At 54.5% G+C, this 24,523-nt stretch carries 23 protein-coding genes; 12 read left to right on the forward strand and 11 right to left on the reverse strand.

The window, feature by feature from the left end:
* Nucleotides 1-20 precede the first annotated feature (20 nt).
* Both RB297_RS22915 and RB297_RS22920 read left to right on the forward strand, forming a co-directional pair.
* Nucleotides 21-1,250: a DUF418 domain-containing protein gene (locus RB297_RS22915; protein WP_213580717.1), complete on the forward strand. Its 1,230-nt coding sequence runs from the start codon at nt 21-23 to the stop codon at nt 1,248-1,250.
* Nucleotides 1,251-1,397: 147 nt separating this feature from the next.
* The gene (locus RB297_RS22920) at nt 1,398-1,703 is read left to right on the forward strand and encodes an antibiotic biosynthesis monooxygenase (RefSeq protein ID WP_036659302.1); all 306 of its coding nucleotides are present in this window, start codon (nt 1,398-1,400) and stop codon (nt 1,701-1,703) included.
* A gap of 164 nt (nt 1,704-1,867) precedes the next feature.
* Here the strand turns inward: RB297_RS22920 and RB297_RS22925 are convergent, their stop codons facing one another.
* Nucleotides 1,868-2,326, reverse strand: coding sequence for a hypothetical protein (locus tag RB297_RS22925; protein WP_015737850.1), 459 nt, complete (start codon nt 2,324-2,326; stop codon nt 1,868-1,870).
* A 140-nt stretch (nt 2,327-2,466) separates the two neighbouring features.
* Here RB297_RS22925 and RB297_RS22930 point away from each other — a divergent pair, with 140 nt between their 5' ends.
* Nucleotides 2,467-2,598: a DUF4023 domain-containing protein gene (locus tag RB297_RS22930; RefSeq protein WP_009590359.1), complete on the forward strand. Its 132-nt coding sequence runs from the start codon at nt 2,467-2,469 to the stop codon at nt 2,596-2,598.
* Between the two features lie 97 nt (nt 2,599-2,695).
* On the opposite strand, the gene RB297_RS22935 is transcribed toward RB297_RS22930, so the two are convergent.
* The 5 genes from RB297_RS22935 to RB297_RS22955 form a co-directional block, all read right to left on the reverse strand.
* On the reverse strand, nt 2,696-3,037 hold the full coding sequence (locus RB297_RS22935) for a DUF1801 domain-containing protein (RefSeq protein WP_119850991.1): 342 nt from the start codon (nt 3,035-3,037) through the stop codon (nt 2,696-2,698).
* Nucleotides 3,038-3,125: 88 nt separating this feature from the next.
* Entirely contained in the window at nt 3,126-3,524 is a 399-nt protein-coding gene (locus tag RB297_RS22940; protein WP_096775777.1) for a VOC family protein, read from the reverse strand.
* Between the two features lie 124 nt (nt 3,525-3,648).
* Entirely contained in the window at nt 3,649-4,911 is a 1,263-nt protein-coding gene (locus tag RB297_RS22945) for an RNA polymerase sigma factor (protein ID WP_096775776.1), read from the reverse strand.
* Complete coding sequence (locus RB297_RS22950) at nt 4,911-5,342, reverse strand: YciI family protein (protein WP_009590355.1); 432 nt, start codon at nt 5,340-5,342, stop codon at nt 4,911-4,913. Before RB297_RS22950 ends, RB297_RS22945 begins: the two co-directional genes overlap by 1 nt.
* 262 nt (nt 5,343-5,604) lie before the next feature.
* Entirely contained in the window at nt 5,605-6,162 is a 558-nt protein-coding gene (locus tag RB297_RS22955) for a CGNR zinc finger domain-containing protein (protein ID WP_375121530.1), read from the reverse strand.
* 191 nt (nt 6,163-6,353) lie between these two features.
* Between RB297_RS22955 and RB297_RS22960 the strand changes: the two genes are divergently transcribed.
* Nucleotides 6,354-7,523: an epoxide hydrolase family protein gene (locus RB297_RS22960; RefSeq protein ID WP_192570329.1), complete on the forward strand. Its 1,170-nt coding sequence runs from the start codon at nt 6,354-6,356 to the stop codon at nt 7,521-7,523.
* Between the two features lie 83 nt (nt 7,524-7,606).
* A complete protein-coding gene (locus tag RB297_RS22965; protein ID WP_375121531.1) occupies nt 7,607-8,161 on the forward strand; it encodes a P-loop NTPase family protein in 555 nt (184 codons plus the stop codon).
* A gap of 17 nt (nt 8,162-8,178) precedes the next feature.
* On the opposite strand, the gene cysK is transcribed toward RB297_RS22965, so the two are convergent.
* Nucleotides 8,179-9,093 carry a cysteine synthase A gene (gene cysK, locus RB297_RS22970; RefSeq protein ID WP_375121532.1) on the reverse strand — a complete coding sequence of 305 codons (915 nt, stop codon included), beginning with the start codon at nt 9,091-9,093 and terminating at the stop codon, nt 8,179-8,181.
* A 586-nt stretch (nt 9,094-9,679) separates the two neighbouring features.
* Here cysK and RB297_RS22975 point away from each other — a divergent pair.
* From RB297_RS22975 to RB297_RS23005, 7 genes are all read left to right on the forward strand, one after another.
* A complete protein-coding gene (locus tag RB297_RS22975) occupies nt 9,680-10,537 on the forward strand; it encodes a lipoate--protein ligase family protein (RefSeq protein ID WP_375121533.1) in 858 nt (285 codons plus the stop codon).
* Between the two features lie 102 nt (nt 10,538-10,639).
* Entirely contained in the window at nt 10,640-10,897 is a 258-nt protein-coding gene (locus RB297_RS22980; protein ID WP_283771839.1) for an HNH endonuclease, read from the forward strand.
* Nucleotides 10,898-11,020: 123 nt separating this feature from the next.
* Nucleotides 11,021-12,646, forward strand: coding sequence for a PhoX family protein (locus RB297_RS22985; RefSeq protein WP_192572732.1), 1,626 nt, complete (start codon nt 11,021-11,023; stop codon nt 12,644-12,646).
* A 24-nt stretch (nt 12,647-12,670) separates the two neighbouring features.
* The gene (tatA, locus tag RB297_RS22990) at nt 12,671-12,892 is read left to right on the forward strand and encodes a twin-arginine translocase TatA/TatE family subunit (RefSeq protein WP_375121534.1); all 222 of its coding nucleotides are present in this window, start codon (nt 12,671-12,673) and stop codon (nt 12,890-12,892) included.
* The gene (gene tatC, locus RB297_RS22995; protein WP_192572731.1) at nt 12,849-13,622 is read left to right on the forward strand and encodes a twin-arginine translocase subunit TatC; all 774 of its coding nucleotides are present in this window, start codon (nt 12,849-12,851) and stop codon (nt 13,620-13,622) included. Before tatA ends, tatC begins: the two co-directional genes overlap by 44 nt.
* 362 nt (nt 13,623-13,984) lie before the next feature.
* Nucleotides 13,985-15,562, forward strand: coding sequence for an amidase (locus RB297_RS23000; RefSeq protein ID WP_375121535.1), 1,578 nt, complete (start codon nt 13,985-13,987; stop codon nt 15,560-15,562).
* Nucleotides 15,563-16,001: 439 nt separating this feature from the next.
* On the forward strand, nt 16,002-18,299 hold the full coding sequence (locus tag RB297_RS23005; protein ID WP_375121536.1) for a helix-turn-helix domain-containing protein: 2,298 nt from the start codon (nt 16,002-16,004) through the stop codon (nt 18,297-18,299).
* A 108-nt stretch (nt 18,300-18,407) separates the two neighbouring features.
* Here the strand turns inward: RB297_RS23005 and RB297_RS23010 are convergent, their stop codons facing one another.
* The 4 genes from RB297_RS23010 to RB297_RS23025 form a co-directional block, all read right to left on the reverse strand.
* Nucleotides 18,408-19,454, reverse strand: a complete 1,047-nt coding sequence (locus RB297_RS23010; RefSeq protein ID WP_096775765.1) for a glycoside hydrolase family 18 protein — start codon at nt 19,452-19,454, stop codon at nt 18,408-18,410.
* A gap of 21 nt (nt 19,455-19,475) precedes the next feature.
* Entirely contained in the window at nt 19,476-22,094 is a 2,619-nt protein-coding gene (locus RB297_RS23015; protein ID WP_375121537.1) for a transglutaminase domain-containing protein, read from the reverse strand.
* Nucleotides 22,095-22,101: 7 nt separating this feature from the next.
* The gene (locus RB297_RS23020; protein ID WP_192570321.1) at nt 22,102-23,127 is read right to left on the reverse strand and encodes a carbohydrate-binding family 9-like protein; all 1,026 of its coding nucleotides are present in this window, start codon (nt 23,125-23,127) and stop codon (nt 22,102-22,104) included.
* 65 nt (nt 23,128-23,192) lie between these two features.
* Nucleotides 23,193-24,479 carry an alpha-L-fucosidase gene (locus RB297_RS23025; RefSeq protein WP_375121538.1) on the reverse strand — a complete coding sequence of 429 codons (1,287 nt, stop codon included), beginning with the start codon at nt 24,477-24,479 and terminating at the stop codon, nt 23,193-23,195.
* Nucleotides 24,480-24,523 lie beyond the last annotated feature (44 nt).

Raw genomic sequence — 24,523 nt, forward strand, 5'->3', positions numbered from 1 at the left:
GGGTGTCAGAGGTGATTGACATGAATTCAAATAAACGTTCGACCGCCGTGGATGCGATTCGCGGCTTGAGCTTGCTCGGCATCCTGATGGCCAATATGCTTATTTTCCAGTACGGCATGTTCGGTAAAGACGAGCTGCATTTCTTCCAGCCTTCCACGCTGGACCTGATCAGCCATGACATGCTCAAGGTGTTCGTAGAGGGCAGCTTCATGCCTATCTTTACGTTCCTGTTCGGCTACAGCATGATCAAGATGCGGGAAAGCCTGATCGGCAAGGGGTTTAAATACGGACGCAGCTTCTTCCGCAGGTCGGTTCTTCTGATCGTACTCGGCCTGCTGCATTCCATATTCATCTGGGAAGGCGATATTCTGCTGTTCTATGGGGGGATCGGCCTCTTCCTGGTGCTGTTCGTGAAACGGAAGGCCAAAACGATTTTGATCTGGGGCATTCTCTTGCTCGCGCTGATGGCCGTCTTGGGGTACGGCTCCATGGAGCCTGCGGCAGGCGAAGCGGAGCGCATGGAGAACTATGTGAAGCAGTCCATCGAAGTCTACGGCAGCGGCACGTATAGCGAGATCCTAAACTTCCGGTCAACCGAGGAAATGCCCATCGACCTCCCGGACTGGCTGATGCTGCTGGTGATCCTGATTGCCCCTCTCATGAGCGCGCCGATGTTCCTGTTTGGTATGGTCGCCGCGAAACGCGGGCGCTTCCTCCATCCGTCCATGGAGATCAAGCTGTATTTAAGATGGTCGCTGCTCATTCCGGTCGGGCTTGGACTGAAAACCGCAGGCGTTATGCTCGAATCCACGAACAACTGGAGCGGCGTCCTGATGATGCTCGGCGGCCCCCTGCTCGCGCTGGGGTATCTCCACCTGTTCGCGTCCTTATACGCCTTCTCGTCCAAACAATCGGTGGTGATCCGGGCGTTCGAAGCGGTGGGGCGAATGTCGTTAACGAACTATCTGACGCAAAGCGTTGTATGCGTATTGATATTTTACGGTTTCGGATTGGGCATGTTCGGCAAACTCGGCGTGCTGCAGGGAGCGCTGCTGGCGATCCTCATCTATGCCGTACTGGCAACGGCCAGCCTGCTCTGGTTGAAACGGTTCCGCAGCGGACCGGTTGAACGGCTGCTCCGTATAGGCACCTACTGGTCGTGGAGCGGAAGGGCAAAACCTAAAGCGGCAGCCCCGGCTTCCGCCGTACCTGCGGCGGAGCTCCCGGCTGAAGGTCCCCCCGCGACCTGAGTTTTCCTTCTCTTCGGGCATGAAGCCAGGGTTATCCCGGTCCCCTGAGATGAAATCGGTTCTTTCGTTCATGTATAATGGACGTACAAGAAAGAACAAGACATGTCGGGAATTATTCCGCTCATAAACCGAAGGAGGATCACGTATATGCTGGTTGTTACAAACTCGATCAAGGTCAAACCGGGCTTCGGACAAGAAATCGCGCAGCGGTTCGCTGAAGCGAAGGGCGTTCAGGAGATTGAAGGATTCGTGCGGATGGAAGTATGGCATGAAGCCAAGGAAGGCGCAGAGGCCGAGGAACTGAAGATCTCTACGGTATGGGAAGACGAGGAGGCGTTCAAGCGCTGGACTTCCAGCGAATCGTTCCGGCAATCCCACGGTCAGGGCCGCAACGAGAATATTTTGGGTGCATCCTTGAACAAATACGAGCTGCTGATCAGTCACAAGAAGTAAGCGAGACGTTGGATCCGGCAGCGGGATTTAGGCTGTCTTTAGACTCCTGCGAACAAGATGCAGCCCGGGCATTGGCCCGGCTGGATCTTTTTTTGCGTATAATTGACCGTTTGGCATCCATTCCGCAAGCTGACGGATTCGCGGCAAAGCTCCCCACGGGGAAGTTATTCGTTAAACGTTAATCCCGGCAGCAATTCGGGGTTATGGGAGCGTCCCAGCTCCACCATGTACGCGTTCAGTTCGGGCAGCTCCGGGCCTGCCAATATATACGACTCCCCATCCACCTCAAACTCGCTCGCCACGCGAATCTGCTGCTCGCCCTGCACGACATCCATAAAGAACAGAAACCCCGGTTCCTCGTTACCCGCCATCCGTTTGGCTTGAAGGGTATCCACCCGCTTCATGATCGGCTCAATGTCCTGTTCCTGGTCGAGCACCATCCGCGTGCCATCCCCATACACGACTTGAATGGCTTTTACCTTCGCTGCGTCCAGCTTCATCAGTTTCTTGACCGAATACAGCCGTTGGTCCGCTGATCCGGTATCCTCGTTAATTCCGCTGCAGCCGGCGATACCCAGAACAACGAGCATTCCCACCATGATCAACACGAGTTTACTGGACATCCTTCATCCCCCCAATACGAAAATCTCACAATCCCTACCCGTTCCAGAGTCTTCAAAATCTTCAAATAGGATCACAACGAAATGGTTATATTAAGCACGATCAGGCAAGCAACATTCTATATGAAAGGAGTCTATATCCTATGGAAAGCACGCATGATTTCGTGGAAAAAATGAACGAGAACGCGGAGAAGGCCCGTCGCAACAAAGAGAATCACGGCAAAGGAACGCCAAGCGACAAGCTGCCAACCAAACAGCACGGCACCAAGAAATAGAATGACGTTTACCGCGATCCTCCTAGGATCGCGGCTTTAGATGCCGGGGCGCTCCCGCGGTATTGTTACCCGTGTCGCACCTCTTGCTACATATGGATTACAGACCTTCGGATGCCTGCTTCAGCAAGGAAGCCAGCGCTGCGTAGTCGACCTGCTGCCCGGCCGATATTTTGATGGTCTTCCGCTCTGGCGGCCCCTCGAACAGCGTCTCGGGCCATTCCAGCCCTTCCGCATTGAAAATCGTAAAGCTCACGGCGCTCTTCGCGACGCTGATTACCGCCGCGTATTTTCCGTTTTTCAGAAAATGCGGCTTTTTATATTGAAGCCGTTCCGCGACGTCCGGGATCGTATTGTGCACGAGCTCCCGAAGCCTCTCGCTGACTTCGACCTTCCAGGTATCGCTGATGGCTGCCATGTAATCCGTTACCTCTTGATTCATCTTATTGGCTCCTTCTGTATCGTAGTATGGTATTTTTCAAATGTGTATGGATTTCAATTTCGGATTGATGCTTCCGGCAGCTCTAGGCTCAGGCCTGATGAACCATCTGCCAAGTCATGCCGTACCGGTCCACCACTTCGCCGTAATAGGCTCCCCAAGGCTGCAGGGCAAAAGGATACTTCTCGGTCCCCCCGTCGCTGAGATGGCGATAAGCAGCGCGGGCGTCTTCCTCGTGATCGAACGTGATGGCCAGCCCCATGCTCGTGCTCTTGCCGGTTTCTTGAAAAGCGTCGGAGAGAATCAGCTGATTGCCGCCGGCCAGCGTTAACGACATATGCATGACTTTATCCTGATGGGCTTCGGGTATTCCCGGCATGTCTTTGAATGTAGTCAATAAACCGATCTCTCCGCCAATCGCCTGCATATAGAATTCGGCCTGGCCTCTTGCATCCTCGGAAATAATAAAAGGTACCATTTGTGCTTGCATGTTCATCTTCCTCTCGGTTCGATTTTTTTTGTTTTATATCTTAATGACGAACGGGATTTGACGTAATCGACACGACTTTCACATTTTTTTCGGATTTTTTTATATAATGCTGCCAAAGCGTATCTCAAGGGGCCGCTCGCAGGCATTCTGCCGCACGATCAAGGAGCAGCGCCCGCTCCCTCTGATTATCCGTCAGCGATGCGGCCAGCTTGAACTCCGCGCAGGCTTCGTCCAGGCGACCCAGCTTAAAGAGCAAGTCACCCCTCACGCTCGGTAGAAGATGATATCCTTTCAAGGCCGGCTCGCTTCGCAAAACGTCCACGATCTCAAGCCCGATCTCCGGACCGAAAGCCATGGAGAGGGCCACGGCCCGGTTCAATTCCACGATCGGCGAGGGAGACACCTGCGCCAATGCCTCATACAACGCGGAGATCCGAATCCAATCGGTCTCTGCGGCACTGGGCGCTCCGGCATGACATGCCGAGATGGCTGCCTGAATAGCGTAAGGCCCGGTCATTCCCCCCAACCGTTCGATTCGCTCAAGAGCGGCAAAACCGCGCCGGATCAATAAATAATCCCATAATGCCCGATTCTGGTCCATGAGTAGCACAGGCTCGCCCTGCGCATTGACCCGCGACTTGAACCGGGAGGACTGAAATTCCATCAACGCGACCAATCCGTGCACCTCGGCCTCGGTCGGCGCAATCTCCGCCAGCACCCGTCCGATACGAAGCGCTTCCTGGCACAGCAGCGGACGAATCCACTGGCTGCCCGATGAGGCGGCGTATCCCTCATTAAACATGAGGTAGATGACCTCGAGGACTGATGCTAATCGCGGCTTCAGTTCGGTTCCTTGGGGAATCTCGAATGCAACCCGGGTCGCGGACAGCGTCCGTTTGGCACGAACGATTCGCTGCGCGATCGTCGGTTCCGGCACAAGATAAGCGCGGGCGATCTCCGCAGTCGTCAACCCGCCGAGCAGACGCAGCGTCAGGGCTACGCGGGCCTCGGGGGACAGAACCGGATGGCAGGTCATAAAGATCAGCCGCAGAAGATCGTCGTTCACTTCTCCCGCCTCCGGCACCTCCATTTCCGAATCCATCCGGGAATCCATTTCGCGTCCCAACAGCTCATACTTCCGATCGCGCACCTTATTCCGGCGCAGCAGGTCCAGCGCTTTGCGCTTTGCCGCGGTCATAAGCCATCCGCCGGGGTTATCCGGTATTCCGTCATTCGGCCACCGTTCCAGCGCTGCAATGAGCGCATCCTGAGCCAGATCCTCGGCGAGGCCGATGTCACGGACCATCCGTGTCAGGTAGGCAATGATTTTGGAAGATTCGATTCTCCAGATGGCCTCGATCGTACGATGGGTATCGGCCGCCGACATTATGGATTCTGCCTTTGGATATGTTCGCGCATTTCATATTGTTTGGCCTGCGCTTCCGGGTCCTGCGTCAGCTCTGTCGGTTCGAATACCTGACGGAGCTCGATCTGCCCCGCGCCGAAACCGTGCGGATCAGGCATGCGTTTGGCCCACTCGATCGCCTCTTCCCTCGTTTTCACTTCGATCAAGGTATAACCCGCGATCAGTTCCTTCGCTTCCGTAAAGGGACCATCGGTGATTTTCGGCTTGCCTCCCGGCTCCGGATAAGAAATCCGGATGGCGCCGGAGCTTGGATGGAGCCCATCCGCAGCAAGCAGCACGCCCGCCCTCGCCAGCTCCATGTTGTACCTCATCATGGCATCCAATTGCTCTGCGCTTGGTAGCACGCCTGCCTCGGAATCCTCGGTTGCTTTCACGATCATCATAAATCTCATGTTTCTTCCCCTCCTGGTTATCGTTGCTTTCGCTTAAATTTTTCGTCCTATGTTTAACCAACGAATAGAGTTTCCCCTAATCGACAAACGCTTCACATTTTTCAATAAAAAAAATAATAAGTAACAACCATTTCGTTATAGGACCGTGTATTCCTGTTGAAAACGTTCGGCTCCACGAAAAAAAGACCGATCAAGACAAACGCTTGATTGGTCGATGGAGGGGCGATGATCCTTATCCAAGCCCGTTCCTATGGCAGGCAGTTCATCCCATGGACTTCGCCCGCTCCCGATACGTCTTATTTTTTGCCCGATTGCCGCAGGCCTTCATTGAGCACCACTTGCCCGTTCCCGGCCTGGAGCGGTCAACGAATACCCACTGGCAATCCGCGGCTGTGCACACTCTCAATCTGTTCCACACGTTGTTCTCACGAAGCCGGAATACCAGAATCAGCAGCCGGGCCAAGCCCCCTCTTCCTTGTGCATCCACTGGCTCAATGGCGTCAGAGGCTTCACTGAAGCTATAGGCGAACCGGAATCGGCCGGCTGCACGGTTTAACGCTTGGAAGCCCGCTTCCTTGTGGTCATGTATATTATTCGGAATGGCTGCCCTTAAGCCGCTCCGCAGATCGCGGGCCAAAGCCAGATCCTCTTCGGATACGGTGTCCTGTTTCAGAATAAAACCGTTTTTTAACAGCCATGTACGCAGATCGTCCGCGGTAGAAAGCAGCTCCAAACCCGGGTCCCCCTCATACCGCATCCGTTTATCATGGGTGTTGATAAAATCGGCGATGATTTCGAGCTGCTGAAATTCATTTCCCACAACAAACAAACCTCCTATTGATTTCCCTATAACAAACCAGTAAAGTGTATTTATCGGTTAGCTAACCATTTATAATATTTTAATGGTCATCACATTAAAAGAAAGCACCCCTGCTCCATTTTTATCTATTCTGCTGCAAGTCTGCTGGTATCAGTATACCAGACTCCCATTCTTCCTAAGAGGTGAAGCGAATGAATATCCAACCGTTTTCTTTTCAAATCGAGTCCGCTGCCATCGACGATTTATATCGGCGCCTGGACATGACCCGGTGGCCTGACGAAATCCCCGGCGGAAATTGGAATTATGGCATCCCCCTTGATTTCATGAAGGACATGGTCGCCTACTGGAGGCATGAATTCGATTGGGGAGCCTTCCGGCGCTCCATTCAGACTTATCCGAATTATATCGCCCAAATCGATGGAATCGATATTCACTTTATACATATCAAGGGCAGCGGCGAACACTCCGTACCGCTCCTCATTGCTCATGGTTGGCCGAGCTCCTTCTATGAAATGCTGGAACTTATCCCATATCTTATGAATCCTGGGCAATTCGGCGGTCATGCGGAAATTTCCTTTGACGTTGTCATACCGTCTATCCCGGGCCATGGGTTCTCCGGCATTCCTCTACGTCCGGGCTTTGAGGACCGTCAGGCCGGGGAACTGCTCATGAAACTAATGACAGGGCTTGGTTATGAACGATTCGGCGCACATGGCTACGATATCGGTGCCAGCATCCTCGGACTTATGTGTCTTGACCATCCCGACCGGTTCATCGGCTATCATACCACCTCGCCTGGGAACCCAAGTCCCTATGCGGATTCGTCTTCCACGCTGTCCGACGAGGAGACCGCTTTCCTCGAATATCAGAAGCAATGGGAACGCGAGGAGGGCGCTTACGCCCATATCCTGGGCACACGTCCGCAGACCGCGGCCTATGGTTTGCATGATTCGCCCGTAGCGCTGGCCGCGTTCATTCTGGAAAAATGGCACTACTGGACCTCTCCCGAGGATGATAACGTCTTGCAGCATTTCAGCAAGGAGCAGCTCATGGCCAACGTCTCCATTTACTGGCTGACCCAGAGCATCAATGCCTCGAACCGTTATTATTATGAAGGCAAGCATACGAGGTGGCCGGGGCCCGAAGAGTTTTCACCTGTACCGCACGGAGTCACCTTAACCGCTCAGCGGAATGAGCGTCCGCCCCGGACATTCGTGGAGCGGATATTTCCGAATGTGATCCACTGGAAGGACCTGAATGCGGGCGGGCATTTCATTGCCGCGGAACAACCCTCCTGGATTGCCGAGCAAATCACGGCCTTCTTCAAGCAGATTTGCGATTCGCCGCAGGAGGCACTATAATTTTACGACTAACGAAACAAGGACATCCCCGCTCCGGTACCGAAATGTTTAACTACCATTTCTCATGAATGCGGTGATCTCTTATGGACACTAAGATCCCGAACCGGATCCATATTATCGGCTCCGTCGGCAGCGGCAAGACAACGCTTGCCCGGAAGCTGTCCGCCCAGTTTAATCTCCCTTATTACGAGCTCGACAATGTCGTATGGGAGCGGGCCCAGCCGGACGATATCAGGAGGAGTGAGGCGGATCGGGACGCGCTATTGCTAAGCATCGTGAACACGAATGGCTGGATCATCGAGGGCGCTCATCTGAAATGGGTCAGCCCCAGCTTCCGCCATGCGGATCTCATCGTTTTTCTGAACCCGTCCTACTCCACAATAACCTACCGGATCATCACAAGGTTCATCAAGCAACGACTGCGACTTGAACAAGCGCACTATACCCCTACTTGGAACATGCTCAAAAAAATGTTCGATTGGAGCGCCTCCTATCAGCGGGAGGGCAGATATCAGATCCAGGACACGCTTGCGGATTATCCCGGCAAAGTGGTCGTCGTGAGGAGCCATGAACAACTCATGCAGGAGCTTAAGCAGCGGATGCCCTCCATAGAACACCAAGAAAGGACCTCCGGTTAACCGGAGGTCCTTCCCGCTTAGAAAATATCCATGCTGAGATACCGCTCTCCCGTATCCGGGGCAATGCAGACAACCCGCTTCCCTTCCCCCAGCCGCTTCGCTACGCGAAGGGCCGCGAATACCGATGCGCCGGAGGATGGGCCTACCAGTATTCCTTCCTTGCGGGCCAAATTTCGAGCGGTCTGCAATGCATCCTCGTCGGCGATCTGGATAATCTCGTCATATACGCTTGTATTCAGGATCTTTGGTACGAAGCCCGGGCTTGTGCCCACGAGCTTGTGCGGTCCCGGCTGTCCGCCGGAGAGCACGGGCGAGCCCTGCGGCTCGACCACCGCGATATGGAGGTTCGGCAAAGACTTCCTCAGCTCTTCCCCGGTTCCGGTTACGGTGCCGCCCGTTCCCGCCGTCGCCACGAAGGCGTCCAGCCGCCCTTCCATCTGTTCCATTATTTCCGGTGCTGTCGTCACCCTGTGAATGTCCGGGTTGGCCGCATTCTCGAACTGCTGCGGAATGAAGCTGCCCGGAATCTGCTCCCTAAGCACGAGCGCCTTGGCAATCGAGCCCGGCATGCGTTCGCTGCTCGGTGTCAGCACGACCTCCGCACCGTAGGCCTTCAAGATATTAATCCGTTCCTTGGACATGTTGTCCGGCATAATCAAGATGGCCCGATAGCCCTTGGCGGCTGCAATCATCGCCAAGCCGATGCCGGTATTCCCGCTCGTCGGCTCGATAATGGTGCCGCCCGGTTGGAGCAGGCCTTGCTCCTCCGCGGTATGAATTAGATTGTAGGCCGCGCGGTCCTTCACGCTGCCTGAAGGATTGAATCTCTCAAGCTTTACATAGACGTCGGCTGATCCTTCTGGCACTACCCGCCGAAGTTTCACCATTGGCGTCTGGCCGATCATATCAACCACACTATTATAGATCTCCATGATGTTGATCTTCTCCTTTTATATATGAAGTGAAGTCATTCTCCAATCAAACCATATGACTCACAAAGACAATAAGCTTACTCGGATTATAACAAAAACGTTGATCGACGTACATTCACAGATAACAGACCGCAGTTAGATGAAGTTTTTCTTGCGATATCAGGAAGTTCATGCTTCGAAGTTCATACTCTCTGACATCTAAACAAAAACGTTGATCGACGTACATTCGCAGAGGACAGACCGCGGTTAGATGAAGTTTTTCTTGCGATATCAGGAAGATCATGCTTCGAAGTTTATACTCTCTGAAATCTAAACAAAAACGTTGATCGACGTACATTCGCAGATGACAGACCGCAGTTAGATGAAGTTTTTCTTGCGATATCAGGAAGATCATGCTTCGAAGTTTATACTCTCTGATATCTAAACAAAAACGTTGATCGACGTACATTCGCAGATGACAGACCGCATTTAAAGGAAGTTTTTCTTGCGATATCAGGAAGATCATGAATTTATGGTATGCTGTTCATGGAACAAGATTTGATCGGGCTTTACTTTACCCTTTCCCTATTAAGGAGGCGCAACAAGCGTGAACATTCCGCTGATACTACCAGAAGACCAACCCGTCCTGCTGCTTGACCGGACCGATAATTTAGCGCATCAGGACGTGCTGTATCATTTTGCGCTGGACGAGCTTTTATGCAGGCTGACCGGAGAGGGCGGGCCTGCCATCTGCCATCTGTGGCGGCATCCGCGAGCCTTTGTCATGGGCGTGCGCGACAGCCGCCTGCCCGAGGCGCTGCAAGGGGAGGCCCACCTTCGTTACCTCGGCTATGACACCGCCGTCCGCCATTCGGGCGGTGCCGCGGTACCCTTGGACGCGGGCGTGGTGAACCTCTCCCTCATCCTTCCGTTTTCCTCCGCCGGACCGGCGCCTGATTTCCATCAGGACTTTGAAATTATGGTGGAGCTGATCCGGGAAGCCCTCCGCGGCACGGGCCGAAACGTTGATACCGGCGAAATCGCCGGCGCCTTCTGCCCCGGTACGTTTGATCTCAGCATCGGCGGCCTCAAATTTTGCGGCATTGCCCAGCGGCGGCAGCGGAAAGCCTTCATTATCCAGGCTTTTATCATTGCCGAAGGTTCGGGCAGCGAACGCGCCCGGCTGGTTCGTTCCTTCTATGATATCGCAGCTGAGGGAGCCGATCCCAAGCATTATCCTCTAGTAGAAGCTGACAGCACCGCGAGCCTCGAGGAACTGACCAACATCGGCATCGGCTTCGACGCGGTGCGTCAATTCACCGCAGCCGTTAAAGGGGTCATTCGAGGATGGCAGGCAGGCAAGGATTTGGCCGAAGCGGCTTCCAGGTTTACGATGCCTGGGGCCGAGGATATCCGCATTATGGCTGATCAGATGCGTCAGCGGTATAAACGTACCTCCATTTGAGGCAAACCAATAAAGCGGATTTAGCTTCGATCCCACAACCATGAAGGAGGTGCTCCTCTGGACGATACAGAGAATCGGTGCGCTTGCTGCGGCAGGACCGGAGTGGAAACCACCGTTCACCATCTGACTCCCCGGGAGTATGGCGGCGCTCGCCTTCCCACCGCCCTGTTGTGCATTCCATGCCACAAGCAAATCCATCATCTCTATACCAATAAACAGCTCGTCGATCAAGGCTTAACGACCTTGACGGCACTGCAACAGGATCCGGCCATGCAATCCTTCATCCGCTGGATCCGCAAGACTCCTCCCGGCACCATCCCCAAATCCCGCAAGTCCAAAAATGTTCGGGGGCGGCGATAGCCCCCTAGATTACTTTATTTTTACATTTCCACCATTCACCGATGATATTCCCATAACATTTCCCCTATAAACTTGTCCTGATGGCAATTTATACATTAGGGGTGGATAAGCTTGAATAAAACGATGGATCGCAAAACGTTTCTGTCTTATCTGGGTACGGGCGCAACCGCATTGGCAGCCGCTTCCGCTGGCTTAGGCGTATTGGAAGGAAAGGCCTCTGCCATGTCCGGAACCGCAAATCATCTGTTCGGATTCAAAACGAATCGGGTCAGCGGCTACTTCGAGCCAATCGAACCAACCAAAGCAGACCAGCTCGTCCTGCCTAAAAATTTTAAATATGATGTCATTGCGGCATTCGACGACGTAATCAATCCGGCTGGCGAAAAATTCGGCTCCGGCTGCGATTACAACGCATTTTTCCCGCTCAAGGGCTCCAATGTCCGTGGCCTCCTGGTCAACAATCATGAGTATTCCACCATCTTCTCGATCGGACCTGTGAAGGACGGGAAAATGACGGCGGATCAAATCCATAAAAACCTGTATTACCAAGGCATGTCGGTCATTGAGGTATACCGCGACGAGAAGGGCGTATGGAAAATGGACACCACCTCCACCCATGCCCGCCGCATCAACGGCTTCAGCAAATTCGACATCACCGGCCCGGCCAAGGGGATCCCTGCCCTGAAGGGCGCCACGACGGCGACCGGCACGTTTGCCAACTGCTCCGGCGGCGTAACGCTGTGGAACACGGTTTTGTCCTGCGAAGAGAATTTCGAAGACACGGCTGCTGTCTCGAACCTGCCGGATACGCACTACGGCTGGGTCGTCGAGGTGGACCCGTTCGATAAATCCTTCTTGAAAAAGCATACCGCCCTCGGCAGATTCAATCATGAAAACACCGCCATGGGCCTTGCCGCAGACGGCCGGGTCGTTGTCTATATGGGCGACGACAAAAAGGATGCCTGCGTCTATAAATTCATCAGCAAGCACAAATACGATAAGAGCAAAGGGCGCGCCAACTCTGCGCTTCTTGAAGACGGAACCCTGTACGTTGCCAACCTCAAATCGGGTAAGTGGCAGCCGGTCACCCTTGAAGCCGTAGCCAAGGCCACTGCAGAAGATAAAGAGCTCCAGGCCAAATTCAAGTCCCAAGGGGACGTTGTGACTTACTGCCAGGAAGCTGCGCGTCTTGTCGGCGGAACGCCGACGGACCGTCCGGAAGACATCGAAATCTCGCCGTTCGATAACACCGTGTTTGTCTGCCATACGAACAACGACAATCACGGCAACATCCACGGTCATATCACGCGTATCTTTGAAGCAGGCAACGATCTGGCCGCCATGGAGTTCGACTTTGAGATCTTTGCTGCCGGCGGACGCCAATCCGGATTCAGCTCGCCGGACAACCTGGCGTTCGACTCGAACGGCGACCTGTGGGTCGTGACGGACATCTCCAGCAGCAGCCAGAACAAAGGCGTTCATAAATCCTTTATGAACAACGGACTGTTCGTGATCCCAACAAGCGGGCCGGAACAAGGAGTTGCGCTGCAATTCGCTTCCGGGCCGGTAGAGTCCGAGCTGACAGGCCCTTTCTTCACTCCTGACGAGCAGACGCTCTTCCTGTCCGTTCAACACCCGGGCGAAAATACGGAAGACCTCAGCAACCCAACCAGTACATGGCCTCACCGCTCCGGCGAAAAGATGGCGCGCTGCGCGGTCGTGGCGATTAGCGGCTTCAAACTGGAATAATACCAATCGAAAGGAGCGAGGATCATGCCGTTTGGCAACATTGGAATCGGTGGTTTAATTCTTATTTTGATTATCGCACTCATCATATTCGGTCCCTCCAAGCTTCCCGAGCTCGGTCGCGCTTTCGGGCGAACCTTAAGCGAATTTAAGGGCGCAACCCGCGGCTTGATGAACGGAGACGACGAGAATGGGAAAAAAGACGATGCTCCGCAGACTGCTCCAGCGGTCAATAAGCAGCACAGCTAATCCGAACGACCAAAGCGCGATCGAGCACCTGGAGGAAATGCGGAAGCGCCTGATCCGCACGCTGATTGCGTTTCTGGTCGCGATGGTGGCCGCCTTCATCTACGTCGAGAAGATCTATCACTGGCTGGTACGCGGGATGGACGAGCAGCTCGTTCTGCTCGGTCCCTCCGAAGTGATGTGGGTGTATATGATCATTGCGGGCGTGGTGGCCGTCACCGTCACGCTTCCCATTGCCGCTTACCAAATATGGCGGTTCGTGCAGCCGGCGCTGCCGGACGGAACCCACCGCTCCGCCATGCTGCTCATTCCCGTCATCAGCGTGTTATTCATTACCGGCATCTGCTTCGGATACTTCGTGCTGTTCCCGATGGTGCTGCAGTTCATGCAGCGCATGGCCGAAGGGGCCTTCCAAACGATGTATACCGCGCAAAAATACTTTACGTTCATGATTCATATGACCGTACCGTTCGGATTTCTGTTCGAAATGCCCGCTATCGTCGTTTTTCTGACGAAGCTCGGCATCGTGAATCCGCACCGGCTGGCCAAGATGCGCAAATCAGCCTACTTCCTGCTCTGCATCGTGGCCGTGACCATTACGCCGCCGGATATCATGTCCGATCTGATCGTGATCGTCCCGCTGTTCCTGCTGTACGAAATCAGCGTTTCGATCTCCAGATTCATCTATCGCAAGCAGCTGCAGCTCGCTCAAGCGGAGGGCAGCGCAACCTAATTCCACGTCCGTTTCCCCCGAAGTTGGACGGAACCTTCAAGAACCCGTGACCAGACAGCCTAAGCAAGCAGGTTGTCGTGAACACGGGTTCTATTTTGTGTGAGATTATCTTACATTATTTTTATCGAAATCTCATAAAATGATTGACACTTTCAAAAAAAACCATTAACTTTACTAATTAACAAAGAATCCAACACCAATTTGTCATTAAAATGTTATGAATCAGGAGGTGAAATGTTCTAAATCACTTAGAGATTGTCATATTTATGTTATTAATACTTACATTATTGCAGTTCAGTTCCTTGATAGTCTCTAAGATCGCATGGGAGATGCGAAAAAACGACGAATGGGGGAAATGATGAATGATGAAAAAACAAACCAAGATATTCAAACGCGTGTTGTCCATGGCACTCCTGCTTGGGTTGGCCATGAACAGCATAACCGCTGCGGCAGCTGAACGGTTTCCCTATGAGGAAATTACATTGAAGGAGCTTGAGAAGGGTTACGCGGAAGGAACGTTCAAAACCGAAGAGGTTGTGAAGGCCTACCTCGACCGGATCGGCATCTATGAATCCAATTACAATGCGTTCACCATGATGAATGCGGGCGCGCTTCAGGAAGCCCGCGAGGTTGATCGGCGCCGGGCGGCCGGCGAGAAGCTCGGCCCCCTTGCAGGTGTGCCGATTGTCATCAAGGAAGCCGTCGACGTCGCTGGCTTCCCGTCCACCTTCGGCTGGGCCCCGCTCAGCAAAGAGCTCGGCGGAATCGAGCTGATTCCGGAGAAGGACGCCCCCGTCGTTGCCCGCTTGAAGGCGGCCGGCGCCATTATCCTGGGCAAGACCAATATCCCGGCATTCAGCTCCGACGGTACGCGCGCCAGCTCCAGCTGGGCCGGCGACACCTATAACGCCATCGACCGGAAGCTGGTCCCGGGCGCCAGCAGCTCCGGCACGGCGATGTCCATATCGGGCAACTTTGCCGTGCTCGGCATTGCCGAAGAAACCGGCGGATCGATCCAGAATCCGGCGGCGGCCCAAGCGCTGGTCGGCATCAAACCAACCTTCGGATTGGTGCCGAATGCCGGGGTCGTGCCTCTCGCCGGAAGCACCAGAGACGTTGTCGGCCCTCATGCCCGCACGGTTCACGACGCCGCCGTCATGCTGGACGTCATCGCAGGCTACACGGCCGAGGATGCCAAGACCGTTGCATCGATCGGCAACATTCCCAAGAAAGGCTACACCTCCAAGCTGAATCCGTTGGCCCTCAAGAACAAACGCATCGGTCTCTATGGCCCGGGGTGGCTTGGCGAAGAGCTGACGGCGGAGACCCAGAAACTATATGACCGGGCCGTGAAGGAACTGGAGAGCCAGGGAGCCATCGTGGTTACCGATCCGTTCGCCGATACGGAATTCGCCGAATTCGCCAAATCGGCAGGCTCCATCGGCATTGAATCGATCGTGTACGATATGGAGCAGTATCTGAAGCGCCTGGGTCCGAATGCCGCCATTCAGTCGGTGGATGAACTGATCGAGAAGACGGGCGAGACCCCATCGGCGCTCGCCAGGTACCCGGAAGCCTTGAAAAATCCCGGCTCCGTCCCTGATCTCTCAACATTCACGGAAATCCGAACGAAGTATCTCCAAATTTTTAACGACGTGCTGGATCAACACAAGCTGGATGCACTCGTCTTCCCTCAGATGTATAAGGAAACGCCGCTGCTTCACAGCGAGGACAAAATCGCCGACACTACCGTTCCCGAGATCAACATCGCGGGAGTTCCTCTCGTCACGGTGCCGGCCGGATATTATAAGAGCGGTTCTCCGTTCTCCATCGCCTTTGTCGGCAAAATGTGGAGCGAAGCCGACTTGCTCGGCATGGCCTACGACTACGAGCAGGCAACGAAGCATCGCGTCGCTCCAACGCTTGTCGCCAAGCCTTAATACCTGCCTGATCAGCCTAGCCCAAATCAACCGGAGCCGCAGCGGCTCCGGTTTTTCAAGCAACGTATGCAATGATAAGACATCCGCTTCCATAGAAGCCCGGCGAACGGCCTATAAGCACCCATTACCTTCGTTATTTACATCGCGATTTTGAAATTTTGCATGTTTCCAATTAATTTTAGTCATGATCCATTGATTTATTAGTCAAGTTCTCCTAGTATTTTCATTAGGAACATCCGGCGGCTAATCGTGAAAAGCTACAGCCTTGCCTTTATTTATGATAGCGCTATCAGACAATAGAAAAGATCAAACGTCTATCGACGCACCTTCGCAGATGATAGACTTATGCCCAGAGGAGATTTTCTTGCGATTATCGAATGGTTCAGCTCTGCTGTAAACTTATCATTCCATAATCTTAAAATACCGGGAGGTTGCAGATATGAAATGGAATCACTTCAAGTCCAAGCTTCTGCTTAAATACACACTGTCCTACATATCCATTTTCCTGATACCTCTTGTTATATTAACCATCATCATTTACCACAATGCCGTGGATACGCTCCGTTCCGAGATCGAGCAGACCAACGTCAATCAGCTGACCCAGGCCAAAACCGTCATCGACGAGCGCATGAAGGAACTGCAGGACATCGCGTTTCGAATTGCCTACGACGAGCAGCTGACCCGCTATTGGACCCACCATCCGTACTACAGCCGGGAATCCATCGGGGCCTTGGTCAAATACAAAGCGACCAGTTCCATCATCGATGAACTGTTCCTCTTCTTCCGCGGAGATAACAGCATTTACTCGTCCCAAGGCTTTGAGAACCTGAACGTTTTTACCGACCGCTACAAATTCAACAGCTGGAACGAAACGGAGATGGTCCGGGATTTAAACTCCGTCCAGATCCCGACCATGCGTCCGGCGGAACAAGTCGTGCAAGGGACCAAAACCCAGAATTCCATGCTGGCATACCTTGTGCCGATCGCACCCAACAATACGCCGGCTCACGGCACCGTCATGTATTTCATCCACGAATCGAATCTGACGGGATTGATCGACTCCATCCTCAGCGATTATCATGGGATGACTTATATTTTCGATAATTACGGACAAGTGCTGGCCGCCAATTACAAAGGCGAGACCATTACCGAGCAGGAGGTCAACGCGCTGTTCTCGCTTGAGCCGGGAACGCACAGCCTTTCGTTGAACCAAGAGCCCCATTCGGTTGTATCCGTCAAATCCGACACGGGCTGGACTTATGTCACCGCGATGCCAAGCAACCAATTTTTCGGCCGCATCGTGCATATTCGCACTTTTATCGTTCTGGTATTCTCCTTCGTGGTGATGATGGGCACCATTCTGGCGATCTTGCTGGCCCGCAGGCAATACCATCCGATTTCGGATTTGATGGAGTTCATTCGCTTGAAGAATGATCCCGAACCATCCACCCCCAGCAACGAGCTGGAATGGATCAAAAAGACGCTGCATGATTACAGCCAGCGCGTCGACCTTCAAGAGCCCTATGCCCGAAATCATATACTGCTCATGCTGCTGAAGCACGGCCATACCGGGGAATTTCCCGCCGAGTATACGGAGAAGCTGGGCATCCGCTTCAGCCGATCCCACTATTTTGTCGTGACCATGGGCTGGGAGTCGCATGCCCTTCCCATCGGCGACAATCCGGAACGGCGGCCTGTCATGCAGCTGATGAACGATGTGGAGCTGACCGCTTTTTCCGCCTATGCTTATGGCGTGGAGCTGCCGCAGCCCGATCAGCTGGCCCTCATCGTCGGATTCGATGCGGAAACCGGCCATGAAGCGAGCCTTAACGCTCGCATGGAGCCCATTGCCCTGGCGCTGCAATCGATCGCGGCCGAGCACACGGGCGTCTCTCCAGCAATCGGGGTAGGCAACCGCTACAGCTATCCGGAACAGCTGAATCAGTCCTTCATCGAGGCAACGACCGCGCTGGAAGCATCCATGCTGCATGGACAGGGGAGCAGCACCTTCTTTAACGCTCTTTCGGGCTCCGGTGCGCAGGATTCCTCCTTCTGGGTTCCTAAGGATGTGCTGCTGAAACTGGTACAAAGCTTGAAGCAGGGCAGCTACGACGTGGCGGTTCAAATGGTATCCACCGCCTTGAATAACCTGAAGGCGGAAATGCCGTCCGTACCGCTGCTGCGCTGCATATGCTTTGATATCCTGAACACGATGCTGAAGACGGCTTCGGAGCTGGGCATCCATCATGTGGTCAATCAGCTGCCGCGCGTTACTTCCTATGACTCGCTGGAGGATTTGGAGAAGAAGCTGGCAGGCCTTGCCGCCGAAATCTGCGCCCATGTCGAGGCGAAGAGCGAGACGGAAGAAAGCTCCCTGATGGACGAAATCGTCGCCTACATCGATGCCAATTTCACGGATTATGACCTGAGTCTCGGCACGATTTCGTCCAAGTTCTCCATCTCCTCGTCGTATTTCAGCCGCTCCTTCAAAGAGAAGATCGGCATGAACTTTACGCAGTACATCTGGCAGAAGCGGATGGACGAGGTCATCCGGCAGCTGCTCCACACATCCGACCCGTTAAAGGATATCATTACGCGGGTCGGTTACCTGGATACACCGAACTTCATCCGGAAATTCAAGAAAGAGACGGGTTACACGCCGGGCCAATACCGCAAAATGCACAGTCCCAACGCCGCCGATTCCACGGACGATGACGACGAGGAGTGCATCGGGTAACGGTTTCGCCGGATAAATGAAAACCTCCCTTCGGGCCCTAGGGTCCAAGGGAGGTTTTCGTATGTTTTAAGGCGTTATCAGCCAGCCGTCGCGCCGCGCCGGCATCTTCTATTTCCCGGCCGGGATGCTCTGAAGTCCTTGATGCATGGCCGTCAGCAGGCGACGGGTCGGGTCGCATCCGTATTCCCAGAACATGATCCCGGCCAAGCCTTGCTCCTTCACGTATTGGCATTTGCACCGAATCGATTCCTCATCGTCATAAGAAATCAGGCTGGAGCCGTTAAACAGATACGGCGCACAAGCCTCCTCATCCCAATAACGGATGTAGCCGTTCTTGTTGATGTACTCGGCAGCCAACTCCGCGAACGCCGGACCATAACCGCCCGTGCTTCCGGCCATTTGGTGAAGGCCGTTGTTCCGGTCCGGCACTTCATTCCATACGCGCGAATAAAATGCGGCACCGATGACGATCTTCTCCTTCGGAACGCCGGCTTGGACGAACAGGCTCACGGAAGCATCCGTGCTGATTCGGAACAGATCGCCGGTGGGCGTGTACAGATTCGTATGATGTCCGGTCAGGATCTGAAACCCGCCGCGCATGTCATAGGTCATCAACTGGACAAAATCCAGATACTTCTGCACCTCCGCCATCTCCGTGCCGTCTACATAGTACTGGTCGGCCCCCGCAGCTATCGTAAGCAGGTAGTGACGCCCGTCTTGCGAGCCCTTGGCATCAAGAGCCTCCCGGATCGTCTTGAGCAGAAGGGTAAAATTCCGTTTATCGTCCGGACTTGACGCTATGCCGGCCTCCCCGTAGCAAGGATATTCCCAGTCCAGATCGATCCCGTCAAAAGGGTATTCCTCCAGCACCCGTATGGCGGATGCGGCCATGCGGCCCCTTCCCCCTTCAGTTGAGGCGGCTTCCGAGAAACCGCCCGCACTCCAGCCGCCAACGGACAGCAGCACCGTAAGACCGGGGTGATCCCGTTTGATGTTCCGGACAACCTCGCCATTCTTCAGATGCTCGGTCGTGATCTCATCGTTCTTGACATGACCGAAGGCCACGTTCAGATGCGTCAATTTCGTCAAATCCTCATGCGTCATGTCGGGAAGAGCCGAATCGACGGCGTATCCCGCCGCAATGTACTTCGTCATTACACTTCACTCCGATCCATTCTAGGGTTGTGATATCGCGGCTGCAATTTGCAGCGCTTCTTTCCCGGTGCCGATCTTGTATCCCGAAGCCGCATAACGTATCTGGTCCTGGCCGTCCAGGACGAACAAATGAGGGTAACCGGCTTCATGCGCGGCAGGATCCGGGATGAAGCCCGATAAGGAAGCATAACCGGAATCCCGCACGAATACCGTGCGAGCCGGCAGCCTGGGATAGCCGGCCGGATCAAAGGAAGCCGTCCATTCCGCATCTCCGATTGCCAGCACAATCGGCAATCCCAGCTTGTCGAGCGGCTCAGCCAGCTCGCTAAGCTCGCGAAGCAGATGCTTGGTCGGCTCCCGCTCCGGTTCGATCCAGGCAGCGATGGCTCCCTCTGATCCCAACAGCCCCTTCAGAACGGCCCCAGCTCCATCCAGCCGGGTCAAAACGCCGCCCGTCTCGAGCTTGCCCAGCACGGGAATGTCGACCGCCGTTTCCCGATACGTCAGCGCTACCGCTACGGTATCATCCGCTCGCACGGTAAAGTACGTGAAGCGCACGCTTACCGTGCCGTCCTTCAGCCGGACGCCCGAAGTCAAGCGGTAAGAACCCGGCTCCACCTCATACGGCCCATCGTAAACATCGGTCATGCCATAAGGGTATACCAGCGTCTTGTACACGCCATCTTCCAAGCGGGCGAAGGTAAAATTCTCGGCATAGGATGCGGCCGGCGCGTCCTTCGAAACCTCCGTATCCCTGAGGAGCTGCAGCATCCCCCAGCTCGATCCCTCCTGGTTCCGATGGGAAGCCAGACGGAATACGGCATCTTCCCAACCGCCATCACCTAGGTACTGCGGCTTCTGCTCGCTCGGATGCAGCCGGGCAGGAATTCCCAGACTGCGGCATACCGCCACGAACAGGATATCCAGCGACTGCTGGTCTCCCTTCATCAGGCTGTACGTACCGGCCGGATTCCCCTTGCCCTTCAAGTTGGGAAGATCTTCATGATACGCATAGCCTTGCTCCAAATGACCGGCAAGCTTCGATGGATTTTCCCTGAACGCTTCTGCCTCCGCAGCCGTAAAGGCATGGTCGAATACGCGTCGATACGGAACCAGCATTTCATAAGAGACCCGCGGGCACAGGATGTACTTCACGAAAGTATCCTCATCCCACGATCCGCGCCGGGAGACCGCGCCCATCAGATGATCATCCAGCGTTTGCCGGAAGGTATCAATCAAATCCTTTTCGTTCAGCGACTCCAGCAGCCGCAGCGGCCACTCGCCATATTCGCCCGATCGCTCCTCCAAGAAAGCGGCGATTTCGCGGCTGTTGCCCCTGGCCTTTTGCAGAACTTCCCACACCCGTTCGGGTGGCAGCCCTAGCGTCTTGGCCACCGCGAATGCCTTTTCCTCGCTCAGGAATGTCCCCTCGTAGTCGGTCCGGATCTTTGACCCTTCCTCCAGACGGCGATTATGAGCCCGGATCATCTCTTCCGGCAGCGCCGACGCGGCATCTCCTTCTCCTTCGGGCGGAGGAACCATATCGAAATCCACGATTCCTGCCGGCTGTTCGGATGAAGCAAGCACAAGCTCAATACGTTCGTTATCGTGGGCCTTATATAAGATTTCGCTCCACTTGCCTTCGCTGACCGCTCGAATCAAGAGATCGCCATAACCCGTCTTAAAGGAGGCCACTCCCCGTTCATCCGTTCTGATCTCGGCAATGGGATAAAATTCGGCCATATTGTACAGCTCAAACCGGACGCTTGCACCGGATACGGGCTCTCCCCGCTCGTTCCTCACGATCACGTCAAGGGTGCGAGCCGGCGCATAGTTCTCCAGCAAATTGATTTCCGTAAATCCCTTCTCATTCAGGGTAATATCCTCCGGCCCCGGGTAATCGGCAAAAATTCGCGTATTGATCAGCATGGCCCTGCGCGCCGGCGGACTGAACCACCCTTGGTTCAACCGGGCTTCCGGTTCGCATGCCCCGATGTAATACCACTGGCCGTCCGCCCATGCTTCCACCCAGGCATGATTGCTGTCGCAATGGGCCCAGCGCGGCGTATACACCTGACGCGCGGGAATGCCGATGCTTCGCAGCGCGGCCACCGCCAGCGTAGACTCCTCGCCGCAGCGTCCGCGCGCATTCCGGATCATCGTCAGCGGCGAAATCGTCCGCAGATCGCTGCCGATGTAGGTGGCCTTCTCATGACACCAGTAGTTGGTCTCCAGAATGGCGTCTGCCATCGATAACCGCGCGGTCCGTTCGGCCAGCTCGTTGTAAAGGATACCGCGGAAATCCTCAATATTTTCCGTATTGACCCGATATGGAAGCACAAAATGCAGGAACAGATGATCCGGCACACGCTCGCCCCAAGGCACGCGCTTACGGATGTCCAAGGCTTGGCGCACATGGCTTAAGAACAATGCACCATCGTAGTCGGCCAAGTCGTTCACCGGCATGTAAGCAAACAAATATTTCAAGGCCCAAGTCTCTTCTTCCGTCAGTTCCTGCTCAAATACGTGAAACAGCTGATCCTTGCGGGCCTCCGCAAAAACGATTTTCTCCTGAAACTTCTGCTCGATCCGCTCCAGCGTTTGCGAATCCAGCGAGAACACCATGGTTTGGCTGGTCATCCTCCGCTCACTCCCTCCATAGCTTTCCGTCTTCCCGAATGCAGATCAGAGCCGTGCCGTCGGAAGAAGGCGCGCTCATCTGGAACAGGCTGCGGGTCGTTTCAATCACGGGTTGGATGCTCCACGAATCCTCGCCCATGAGCTCCTTCATTTCCCGCGCAAATTCACCGTGGGCTTCATAGTGATTACGCTGCCGGTAATAGAGCCTGCGCAGCTCCCATTTGATCCGCTCGTCTTCCGGAAGCGTGAACGCTTGATGCCCCTCCTCGCCGTCGGCGAATACGACATAACCCCACAGCTCCGGGTAATGCATATTGATGATGCCCATGGGCGACCATACCCAGTTGTCCTCCGGGAAAGGCTTGCCCGTCTCCGGATTCATCACCTTGCGATACTCCCCGTCTTGCACTTCGGTCTGCCATTCGACGCGCGAGAAGTTGACGCGCCAGAACTCGCCCGGCAACGGCGGGCGGCCGTCTTCGGCGCATTCCTTCAGACTGGACCAAGGAATCGCGACCTCCACGCTCCATTTCCGGTTATCGGCGCCAGGCCGATTCAACTCCCCATCGATAAACACCGCTGTCTTGAGACCGCTGATATCCCAGCCGTTAACCGGCGGCCCGCCATCCCGGTACGGTTTCACCAGCAGCAGGTCCCATACCGTATTCAGTGCATTGATCTCGAATTCGTAATATTGATGGCTGTCCCCGTCCGGATCAATGAATATTTCAAAGTCATTATCATAGAAAATAACCGAATCGCGTTCCGTCAAGGTCGCCCAAATCTGATCCTCGATCAGCTCGGCGGCAAAATAAAAATAGTCGTCATCCCACAGCATTTTAACCCGGGTCCGTTTGGCCGGCTTCGGGCGAAGATCCCCTTCGATATCAACGAAATCGTCGGTCCATTCCGCCGCATCCCAGAATGCCTTATCCACGCGGCCGTCCAGCACGAGCGGCTGTCCCGCACGCCTGCATATGTAATGCTTGGGAGCATACTCAATCCTCGGCTCCGGCACTCCACTTCTGTTCATGTCATTCTCCCCGCTTCGTGAGGGAGGCTAAGCGCCTATCAAGCGTTTATCTCCCCGTGATATGGTTAGTTATGGGTGACGACGGCTCCCGAGCCGCCGTACATCTCCAGCTCTTCGTCAAACTCCAGCTTAAGGACCGTCACCTGCTCATGCGTATCTTCCGGCGTCATTTTGATCCACGTCGTCCCCGGGATGTTGAACCAAGGCACGCCTCCATGGATTTCATGTTCAAGCTCTTTGCCCGAATGCAGCACGGTAATTTTCTTGATCGGATTGCACAGTCCCTTGATGCACACATTCTCCTTCGGGTCGTCATAGACAAATAAATACATTGTCTTTCGATCCTCGGAGATCGTGCTTCCTCCCAGATAATAGCGGGTCATAATGCCTTCGCCCGTTCCGAATACGGCCTCCTCATGAGTTCGGATCCAAGCTCCCAGCCCAAGCAGAATGTCCTCCTGCCTTGGATCGATGGTGCCGTCCTCGCGGGGACCGATATCCAAGAGCATATTGCCGCCCATGGAGATGCAGTCGCAGAACATCCGAATGATCTGGTTTAATGATTTGTATTTATGGTCTGTCGGCACGTAGCCCCATGAGGTGTTGATCGTGGTGCAGAATTCCCACGGTCCCTCCGGTCTCGTGATCGGAATGCCCTGTTCCGGCGTTTTATAATCGCCGTGGCCCTGAAGCCGCGAGTTGATGATGATATCCGGATTGAAGGATTGCAGATAATGCTTGAACTCCGGCAGATTCCACTGCTCGGCGCTGCGTTCCCAATCGCCGTCGAACCACAGCAGATCCACCTTCCCGTAATTCGTCAGGATTTCCCGCAGCTGATTGTTGTTGAACTCCAGGAATTTCTGCCACTTCTCCTGATCCTGAACGCCGTCCACGGGACTGGTGTGCGGGTTGACGCCGCTGAGATCCTCCGGCACCCTGCCTCCTTCGAACACGCTCGGATAATCCGGATGCGACCAGTCGATCAGGGAGAAATACATGCCCAGGTGAATCCCCTTCTCCCTGATCGCTTCCGCATACTCCCGCACGATGTCCCGATTGGCCGGCGTCCGCTTGACCACGTTGAGATCGCTGTACTGCGTATCCCACAGGGCGACGCCGTCATGGTGCTTCGTTGTCAGCACGGCATAACGGGCGCCGGATTTTTCGATCAAGTCCGCCCATTTCTCTGCATTGAACTTCGATGCCGTAAAACCGTCCAGCTGCTTCATGTACTCGTCGTACGTGATCCTCCCGTTATAGAAGGACCAGGATTCCGAGACCCCGTCCACGGCATAGATGCCGTAGTGAATGAAGATCCCCAGCTTGGCTTCTTCGAACCATTTCTGCATATCTGTCCACACCTCTTCTTGAAGTCGTTATACGTGAGAGAAAT

The sequence above is a fragment of the Paenibacillus sp. CR_12 genome, from assembly GCF_041953985.1.
In the GTDB taxonomy this organism is placed as follows: Bacteria; Bacillota; Bacilli; order Paenibacillales; family Paenibacillaceae; genus Paenibacillus_AQ; species Paenibacillus_AQ lautus_A.